Genomic DNA, 9,240 nt, shown 5'->3' on the forward strand with positions numbered 1-9,240 from the left:
ACGGGGCCCGCCCCGGGGCGGGCACCGTGCCCCTCAACCCCGGGCGGCAAACGGCCCGCGCCCTGGACGGGCGCGGGCCGGTGGACCGTGTTCGTCCTACTTGGACGGCTCGGGCAGCTTGCAGTCGACCTTGGGGTTGGCCCCGATGTAGTTCAGCGGTCCGGCCACGATCGTGACCAGGATCGTGCCGGCCTCGGCGCAGTTGGTGTCGTCGCCGCTGTAGTAGCCCCGCTGGCCGCCGGCGATGGCGCCGATCACCAGCCAGATCACGACGATGACTCCGAGTATCGAGGTGCCGCGCATCGCTGCCTCCTGAAGGAATGTGGTGGATCTGAGGTGCAGGCGTTGTACCCAATCGGGTCGCGCGGCTAACGGTGGGCGTCCGGCCCCTACGCCGGATCCTCCGTCCGGCCGATGCCGTCCGCCGTCGGTACCGCGTCGGCATCGGCCGCCCGCATCGCGTCCCGACGGTCGGCTATCGGATCGCCGACCGACCCGGCCGCGGTACGGGCGACCGGACGTAGAACTGCCTCACGGCCCCGCCGAGGAGGACCCATGAACGCGCCGACCCCATTTCTGTCCATCGACCGCCCCGAGGACGTCGCGGTCGCGGCCCGCGCGCTCGCCGGCGGCGCGGTCGTCGCGGTGGCGTTCGCCAACTTCTACGCGATCGTCACCCGGCCGGACGCGACCACCGTCCGCCGGGTCAACCTGGCCAAGGGCCGCCCGGTCCACCAGGTCGGCAGCATCACCACCGCCATCGGACGGGTCCCGGGAATGTTCGACTGGTCCCGGATCTCGCCCCGGTTGCCGATCGGCCGGGTGCGGGCGCTGATGGACGCCCTCTACGGCGCCGGGCCGTTCGGATTCCGGGGCCCCGCCGCCGACCGGCTGCCCGAACACCTCACCCAGCTCGACCACGGCCTGCGTACCACCCAGGTCATCGCTCCCGGTCTCACCTGCCCGTCCAACACGTTCTTCGAGCGGGCGCTCACCGAGACCGGCACCGATCACCTCAACATCACGTCGGCGAACCGGTCCCGACACCACACCGGGATGGTCGAGGAGCCGGCGCACTGGAAGGCCGGCGCGCTCGCCGCCGACTTCGCCCACCTCGACGACCTGGTGGTGCTCGCCCACCCGGACGAGGCGGCCGCTCGCGCCGCCTACCCCGGCTACCTCACCACCTCGGTGACCCTGCTCTCCTTCCACGCGCCGGAGTGCGAGCTGGAGGAGCCGCCGGTACTGACCGTGGACCGGCACGGTTCGCTGCACCTGGACGACGTACGCCGGGCCGCCGCTCCGCTGGGCCTTCAGGTGCGCCTCGGCAGCACCGCCGGGCGACGGTTGCAGGTCCGGGGGTACGCGGAAGCGCTGGTGTGAGCCACCACCGGATCGGCCTGCCGGTGCTGGCCGGTGCGGGGAGTCAGTGCGGCGGGGCGGGGGACTCCGGCGGTTTGCCGCGACTGCGGCGATAGTCGGCGTACGCGACGCCGGCCAACACCAGCAGGGCGCCGAGGGAGGCGCACAGCGGCGGCAGGTACATCGCCGCCGGCGCGATCGTCAGCAGCGCCAGGAGGCCGCCGGCCCGCGACGGCGACACCCGGCTGAACACCTCGTACTCGAATGAGGACCGGCCGACCAGGAACAGCGCCGGGCCGCCGAGGATCACCGCCACCCAGGCCGGCGGCGTACGGCCGGGGTCGTCGTGCAGCACCAGGTCGAACCCGGAGGCCGTGACCACCACTCCGGAGATCATCAGCAGGTGGGTGTACGGCGCGGTGAACAGGAACTTGCCCGGCGCCCCGGACATCTTGATCGCCGTCGGCAGCAGCTGGCCGGACTTGTGGACGTAGATCCGCCAGAGCAGCAGGGTGGTCGCGAACGCCACGGCGAACGACGCGATGTTCTGCGCCGCGGAGTGGGCCAAATTGAACATGGTGCCGATCGTCAGGATGGCGTCGCCGAGGGCGATGATGAAGAACTGCTGGTACCGCTCGGAGAGGTGCTCGGCCGTGACGTTGCGCTGCGGCTCCGGCACCACCCCCAACCCGGGCACCGGGTACGCGAGCCGGAAGCCGCCGTAGTCGATGGCGAGCGCGATGGCCCAGCACGCCAGCCGGGCGTCGCCGCTGACGAACCCGCCGATGATCCAGGGGATCGCCGACACGGCGAACCAGACGAAGATGCGCACGGCCCTGCGCTGGGTCTGCGGTTCCCGGCGCACGGCCGGCACCAGGAACAGCCCGCGCCCGAGGTGGATGGCCACGTACGTGGCGGCGAAGACGATTCCCCGTGCGCCGAACGCCTCCGGGATCGCGGTGGTCATCAGCAGGGCGCCGAACATCACGGCGCTGATCAGCAGCTTGATCTCGGTGCGGTCCGGGTCGTACAGGTCGGTGACGAGGGTGGTGATCGCCCACGTCCACCAGACGGCGGCCAGCAGGATCAACGACTGACCGGCCCGATGCCAGTCGAGCTGGTTGACCATGCCCCGCGAGATGAGGGCGAGCGCGACCACGTACACCAGGTCGAAGAAGAGTTCGAGCAGCGTCACCCGGCGGGGGGCATCCGGGTCGCGCACCGGCGGTCGGCTCTTGCGGTGCCCGGGCTCCGGCGCGGAGAGGTGCACGATTGCTCCTGCGGTGCCGGTGGACGCGGCGAGCCATCCGGCCCACCTCGACCGACGCTAGCCAGCGGTCGGACGCGCCACTCCGGATTCGTCTGGTCGTCCCCCGACCGGGGAGGCGGTTGATCGACTCGGCTCTCCTGAGGCCGGGGTGTCCGGGCGGGTGGATGGCCCGGTTTTCGGGACATCGGGTCGATCACGGCCCTGGCTCTCGGCCCCCGACTGCTCCGCCACAACGACGGAACCCCCGGGCCGACCGTCGGGAAGACGGGCGCCCGGGGGTTCGCTGTCGGCTCTCAGCCCTGGCTGCCACCCGGCAACACCGCGGTCGCCTGGTCACCGGCACCGGCCAGCACCCGCGCCTGCTGGGGCCAGGTGGCCAACGCGGGTGCCGCACGTAGACCGGCGGTCCGGATCAGGTCGCGCAGCGCCGGCTCGTCCAGCTCGCCGAGCTGGCGGTAGGTGCGTACGCCGGCCGCCTGCAACGCGGCCGCCATCTTCGGCCCGACCCCCTGGATCCGGCGGAAGTCGTCCGCCGGGCCCGTCGGTTCGGTGTCCGCCTGCGTCGGCGTGGTCTCGGCCATCCGGACCGGCGGGGCGGCCCGCACCGGCTCGGCGTCCTCGACGTCCGCCGAGGTCGCGCCCGCCGCAACCGCCGGCGTCGCCTCGGCCGGGGTGACCTCGGCGTCCGTGGTCTCGGCCTGCGTGACCTCGGCCTCGGTGGTCTCGGCCGGGCTGGTCTCCGCCGGGCTGGTCTCCGCCGGGATGGCCTCGGCCGGGCTGGCCTCGGCCTCGGTGGTCTCGGCCGGGTTGGTCTCCGCCTGCGCGACCTCCGCCGGGGTTGCCTCGGCGTGGGACGCCTCGGACGGCAGGGTGTCGATGCTGTCGTCCATCGGCTGCCGCGGGGCGATCACCGTCGCCGGGGCGGGCTGCTCGTCGACCGCGACCGGCTCCGGTTCCGCCGCGACCGCGGGCGGTTCGTCGACCGCGTCGGTCCGCTCGGTGGCGGGGACGGGCGGCGGGGCGTTGGTGAGGGCCATGTCGCCCGTGTCGACGGCGTCCGGGGCGGAGTCGTCCCGCGTGGTCACCGCAGCCGGTGCGCTGACCGTGTCCACCGGGGTCGGCTCCTCGGTGACCGCGGCCGGGGGGGCGTCCACGGCCGCCGCCGGGGAGGCCTCGTCGGTGGCGGCCGGCGGCACCGGAGCGTCGATCACGGCCAGGCCGGCGACGGGGTCACCGTCCACGATCGACTGACCCTGCCCGCTGGCCCGCGTGTCCTGCCGGCCGCGCAGCAACCATCCGGCGGCCAGGCCCAGCAACAACGCCAGTACCACTATCAGCGAGTGTCCGATAGACCACTCCACGGCGAACCTCCCTCTCATTTCATCGAAAAAGTCACGAGAAAAACTCGCCGCAGCTTTGCACACGTGCTTTGCCGATGACAGAGAGGACCGGTCGTCGGCACGATGGTCGGGACGGTCACCTCGGGTGGTGCCTGACGGGTGACGCAGCGTCGCAGCCACGGCAGGACGGAACCGGCGGGCCCCGTGCGCCGTTCGACGGCGTTCCGCGCGACGACCAGGGCCGGGCCCCGCGGTGACCGCCGCACACGCAGCGACCCGGGTCGGCGCCGTGTCGCCGTGCCCGGGTCGGTGGTGCCGCGCTCAGTCCTCGTCGCCCTCGTAGGTGTGGAAGTCGTCGACGAAGCGGCACCGCAGCGGGGGCACCCGACTGGTCACTCCGAAGTAGCCGCGCGCGCCGAGCAACGCGAGTCGGCCCACCACGCCGACGATCAGCGAGATGCCCTTGCGGACCCGCTCGGGTACGAGGTCGCGGGTCTGCGCGGTCAGCGGAATGCGGGTGGCGATGTTGATGGTGCCGGCGTCGCGGGTGACCGCGTGTGGCAGGTACTGGTGGCGTACCGCCGAGTGTGTGCCATCCGCCGCCACCAGCAGGTCGCCGGTGGCGCTGGTCCCGTCGGCGAAGTACGCGGTGACCGTGCCGTCGTCGTGCTGCTCGTACCGGACGAAGGTCTTGTCGAAACGCACCACGTCGCCCAGGTCGGTCAGCAACACCTGGCGCAGCACCATCCGGGCCACCGAGTGTTCGGTGCGCACCGGGTCGACGGCCGGCCGCAACTCGCACGAGGCGGTCTGGCGCAGCCGTTGGGTGACGACGTTGAAGTAGCTCGGCGGCCGGGCGCAGGTGGCCAGGAACGTGGCGACAGCTTCGGCGGCAGGCACTCGCGCAGCGCCCGGCTGCCGGTGGGGCCGATGCCCACCCGGTAACCGAGCAGCCCTTCGGCGCTGTGGTGGTGCCGTTCGTAGACGGCGACGCTGATCCCGGCGCGACGCAGCCCGTGCGCGAGGCGCAGCCCGCCGGTGTCGGCGCCGATGATCAGGACGTGCGGCGGGGCGGTGGACCTGTCAGCCGGCCGGGTGGGGCGCCGCCACGTCGGCCGCGTCCCAGCGGTAGAAGCAGTCGGCGATGGCGTCCTGGGGGGAGCGCCAGGTCGACAGGTACGGCGAGGTGTGGGCGGCGAGTCGTTCGTTGACCTGCTGGAAGAGCGGGTGGTTGCGGGCGGCGGCGAGGGCGCCCGGGTCGACGTCCGAGGTCTCGATGAGGTGCACGAACACGTCGTGCAGGCAGTACAGGGACCGGTGCGTGACGCCGGTCAGACCGGGCAGTTCGGTGGCGTCGGACTCGGCGAAGATCTGGGCGACCCGCTCCTCCGCGCCCGGGATGATCCGGTTGACGATCAGTAGACGACTCATGGGAACCCTTCCGCCGGTGGCCGATCCCGGCCCGTGGGCCGGTGGTCACGTGCTCGTTGCGCCCACCGTGCCGCAGGGTGTGTCACGTCACCGTCACGTGCGTCACCCGGCCGATGACGGCCGGGCGGCGGGCTCCCGGCCGACGGCCGCCGGGCGGGTGGCCGCCCGGATCGGGGCGAGCGTGTCGTCGAGCAGGGCGCTCATCGCCGGGCTGGGCTCCAGGCGTAGCTCCCGGCGCAACAGGTCACGGTAGACGTAGAAGGCGTGCACGGCCTCGAAGGCGTTGCCCTCGGCGAGATGGATGCGCACCACCAGCCGGTGTGGCGTCTCGCGCAGCGGCTCGGCGGCCATCGCCTCCAACGCGGCATCCAGCGCCTCGCCGTGCCGCCCCGCCGCGAGGTGCTGCGCGGCCACCTGCTCCAGCATGTGCAGGCGCAGTTGTCGCAGCCGTTCCCGGTCCAGCAGCACCCAGTCGTCGTACCAGCCGGGCAGCAGGTCGTGCCGGCCGGCGGCGAGCGCCCCGGCGGTGGTCCGCGGGTCGTCACCGTTGCGGACGCGCGCGGCCGTCTGCACGAGGTCGTCCACGTCGACCCGTACCGCCGGTGCCAGTCGGACCGTGTCGCCGGCCACGACCATCGGGCAGCACGGGTCCTGCCGCAGCCGCCACAGCGCGGTACGCAGCGACGACAGCGCCCGGTCCTCCGACACGTCGGGCCAGAGCAGCCCGGCCAGCTGGCTGCGGGTCGCGCCGGGACGCAGCCCGATCAGCGCGATCACCCGTTGCAGACCGCGCGGCACCACGATGTGCGCGGTGGCGCGCAGGAGCCGGAAACCGCCGAGCAGGTGCAGTGCGAGGTCGGCCTCGTCGGGACCTGCGGCGGTCGGCACGGACGGCTCAGCGGCCACGGCGGCACCCCCTGCGGAACGCTCGTCCCGACTGTCTGCTGTGTCCCGGATCGGCTGCCGCCTCGCCGCAGTCGACCCCGTCGACGGAATGCGACCACGGCTGTGAATGCGCGGCATCGCCCGCCGGAGCCGCCGGGTTGACCACCGTGAAGATTATCAATAGTGGTCACGGTGAGTCAACGCCGATGTTGGCCTTCCCTCAGCCGTGCTCAACCGTGAGATCCGTTCTGAACTGCTAGAACATCACACTCTCGGGTCGGGGCCGCATACATGGGACGCATAGCTCATACACAGGTTGCGTCAACGCAGCGTCACCGTGCAGCGCTGCCGGTCGGGCCGCTGCGGTGACGCCGCCGTGACGACGACTGCCGCATCGTGGCGGCAGTCGTCCAGCACGTCCGGAGGTTCACCGGCCGGCCCGGACGCCGTTGGGGGGAGGCCCAGCCATGGACCGATCGCTGATCGTCGCGAAGGTCGTACCGACCGCCGAGGAACAGGTCGCCGACATCTTCGCCGAGTCGGACGCGACCGAGCTGCCGCGCCTGGTCGGCGTCCGGCACCGCTCGCTGTACCGACTGCACGACCTCTACGTGCACCTGCTCGACACCGAGCATCCGGCGCAGGAGGCGGTGGAGGCCGCCCGTGGTCACCCCGAATTCGTCCGGGTCAGCGACCGGCTGCGGCCGTACGTCTCGCCGTACCTGCCGACCTGGCGCTCGCCGCGCGACGCGATGGCGCACTGCTTCTACCGGTTCGACGCCCCGGACGCCGGGGGGCGTTCGTGACCGCCCCCGCCGGGCACGCGGAGCAACTCTGGTCCCGCTGCGCCGGCTGTGCGAGCCTGCTCTACCGCAAGCGGCTGCGACGCAACCTGGACGTCTGCCCGGAGTGCGGTGAGCACACCCGGCTCGGCGCCCCGGAACGCCTGCGGCAGCTCGTGGACCCGGGGTCCCTGCGCCTCCTGCCCGACCGGCTGCCCGAGGCGGACCCGCTCGACTTCGTCGACGTGCTGCCGTACCCGCACCGGCTCAGCGCCGCGCGGGCCAGCACGGGCCTGGCCGAGGCGGTCCTCTGCGGGACCGCCACCATCGGCGGACAGCCGACCGCTCTGGCCGTGATGGACTTCCGCTTCCTCGGCGGCAGCCTCGGCTGCGCGGTGGGTGAGCTCATCACCCGAACCGCCGAGCGGGCGCTGGACGACCGCGTGCCGCTCATCCTGGTCACCGCGTCCGGTGGGGCACGGATGCAGGAGGGCGCCCTGTCGCTGATGCAGATGGCCACGGTCAGCCAGGCCATCGCCGCGCTGCGCGAGGCGGGTCTGCTCACCGTCAGTGTGCTCACCGACCCGACCTACGGAGGGGTGGCGGCGTCGTTCGCCACCAACACCGACCTGGTGCTCGCCGAGAGTGGCGCCCGGATGGGTTTCGCCGGACCACGGGTGATCCGCCAGGTCACCGGCCGGGCGCTGCCGGAGGGCTTCCAGACCGCCGACTTCCTGCTGCGCCACGGTCAGGTGGACATGGTGGTGCAGCGCCGGTCGCTGCGGGGTCGACTGGCGGCGTTGCTGGCCGCGGCCCGCGCCGGCCGTCCGGCGCGTGCGCCCGTACCCCGTCAGGAGCCGGCGCGACACCACGAGCGCCTGGCCGGCGCGGTCCCGACGGTCCCGCCGGCGGAGGCCGACGGCCACCGCCCGGTCGGGGAGCGGCCGGCCGACGACGGCCCGACACCTGCGGTACGCGACGCGTGGGACACCGTGCGCACGGCCCGTCACCCGGGTCGACCCACCACCCTGGACTATCTCGACTCGGTCTTCGACGGGTTCGTCGAGCTGCACGGCGACCGGCTCGGCGGGGACTGCCCCGCCATCGTCGGCGGTGTCGCCCGGCTGGCCGGCCGGCACGTCATGGTCATCGGCCACCAGAAGGGGCACACCACCGCCGACCTGGTCGCCCGCAACTTCGGGATGGCCAGCCCCGCCGGGCACCGCAAGGCGCTGCGACTGATGCGTCTCGCCGCCCGCCTCGGCCTGCCGGTGGTCACTCTCGTCGACACCCCCGGCGCCGACCCGGGAATCAGCGCCGAGGAGCAGGGCCAGGCGGCAGCCATCGCGGAGAACATCCTCACCCTCACCGTCCTGCCCACCCCCGTCCTCGCGGTGATCACCGGTGAGGGCGGCAGCGGTGGCGCGCTGGCCCTCGCCGTCGCCGACCGGGTGCTGATGCTCCAACACGCCGTCTATTCGGTGATCAGCCCGGAGGGCTGCGCCGCCATCCTCTGGCCGGACCGCTCCGCCGCGCCGCAGGCCGCCCGCGCGCTCCGGCTGACCGCACCCGACCTGTGTCGCCTCGGCGTCGTCGACGAGATCGTCCCCGAACCGGCGACGGCCGCCCACGACGACCCCGCGGAGACCGCCCGACGGCTGCGCGCCGCGCTGCTGGCGAACCTGCTGCCGCTGCTGGACGTGCCGCCCGCCATGCTGGTCCGCCTGCGGCGGCAGCGGTTCCGCCGGTTCGGCGCCCCTCGCGCCGGTGCCCGGGCGGGTGCCCGATGACCGCCGCGCCCACGGTCTCCACCGTGGACGGTCCGAACGGCCGACCCGACGTGGACGGCCGAACCGACGCCGAGGGCCGCGCCGACGCCGAGAGCCCGAGCGCGGCGCAGAGCGGCCCCGAGCCGGCCGACGCCCGCGACGGTGTCCGCCCGGACGGACGTCAGCCGGCGGACGGGCACCCGAGGACCGACGCGGACGGCGAGGAGGTGCTGGTCGGGCTGCGTCGACAGGCGCAACACCTGCTCGCCGAAATCCCCGGTCCGGTGCGTCGGATCCGGTTGTGCAGCGGGACGACGGTGCTGGAGGTTCAGTGGCACCCGGACGTACCCCGGGCACTGCCGCCGGCCGGCGCCACACCGTCGGCGGGCGCGGGCGTGCCC

8 protein-coding genes and 2 pseudogenes are annotated in these 9,240 nt (G+C 73.4%); 4 read left to right on the plus strand and 6 right to left on the minus strand.

The genetic code is table 11. From position 1 onward, the window contains the following. Positions 1–96: 96 nt before the first annotated feature. Complete coding sequence (locus ABZU46_RS29235; RefSeq protein ID WP_007460667.1) at positions 97–303, minus strand: hypothetical protein; 207 nt, start codon at positions 301–303, stop codon at positions 97–99. A gap of 252 nt (positions 304–555) precedes the next feature. On the opposite strand from ABZU46_RS29235, the gene ABZU46_RS29240 reads away from it, so the two are divergent. Next, a complete protein-coding gene (locus ABZU46_RS29240) occupies positions 556–1,383 on the plus strand; it encodes a hypothetical protein (RefSeq protein WP_354862788.1) in 828 nt (275 codons plus the stop codon). Positions 1,384–1,426: 43 nt separating this feature from the next. On the opposite strand, the gene ABZU46_RS29245 is transcribed toward ABZU46_RS29240, so the two are convergent. From ABZU46_RS29245 to ABZU46_RS29265, 5 genes and pseudogenes are all read right to left on the minus strand, one after another. Next, positions 1,427–2,632, minus strand: a complete 1,206-nt coding sequence (locus ABZU46_RS29245; protein WP_354862790.1) for a low temperature requirement protein A — start codon at positions 2,630–2,632, stop codon at positions 1,427–1,429. 293 nt (positions 2,633–2,925) lie between these two features. Beyond that, entirely contained in the window at positions 2,926–3,993 is a 1,068-nt protein-coding gene (locus ABZU46_RS29250) for a hypothetical protein (RefSeq protein ID WP_354862792.1), read from the minus strand. Between the two features lie 396 nt (positions 3,994–4,389). Continuing rightward, positions 4,390–5,030: pseudogene (locus tag ABZU46_RS29255) on the minus strand (FAD-dependent monooxygenase); the annotation flags it as partial. Positions 5,031–5,055: 25 nt separating this feature from the next. Then, positions 5,056–5,403, minus strand: a complete 348-nt coding sequence (locus tag ABZU46_RS29260; protein WP_354862794.1) for a TcmI family type II polyketide cyclase — start codon at positions 5,401–5,403, stop codon at positions 5,056–5,058. Between the two features lie 102 nt (positions 5,404–5,505). Then, positions 5,506–6,309: a BTAD domain-containing putative transcriptional regulator gene (locus ABZU46_RS29265; RefSeq protein ID WP_354862796.1), complete on the minus strand. Its 804-nt coding sequence runs from the start codon at positions 6,307–6,309 to the stop codon at positions 5,506–5,508. A gap of 446 nt (positions 6,310–6,755) precedes the next feature. On the opposite strand from ABZU46_RS29265, the gene ABZU46_RS29270 reads away from it, so the two are divergent. The 3 genes and pseudogenes from ABZU46_RS29270 to ABZU46_RS29280 form a co-directional block, all read left to right on the plus strand. Further along, a complete protein-coding gene (locus tag ABZU46_RS29270; protein ID WP_354862797.1) occupies positions 6,756–7,094 on the plus strand; it encodes a TcmI family type II polyketide cyclase in 339 nt (112 codons plus the stop codon). After that, on the plus strand, positions 7,091–8,860 hold the full coding sequence (locus ABZU46_RS29275; RefSeq protein WP_354862799.1) for an acetyl-CoA carboxylase carboxyltransferase subunit alpha: 1,770 nt from the start codon (positions 7,091–7,093) through the stop codon (positions 8,858–8,860). The genes ABZU46_RS29270 and ABZU46_RS29275 overlap by 4 nt, the downstream gene beginning before the upstream one ends. Further along, positions 8,857–9,240: pseudogene (locus ABZU46_RS29280) on the plus strand (acetyl-CoA carboxylase biotin carboxyl carrier protein subunit); the annotation flags it as partial. The gene ABZU46_RS29275 and the pseudogene ABZU46_RS29280, both read left to right, overlap by 4 nt.

It is taken from the genome of Micromonospora sp. NPDC005197 (genome assembly GCF_040608295.1).
GTDB lineage: Bacteria > Actinomycetota > Actinomycetes > Mycobacteriales > Micromonosporaceae > Micromonospora.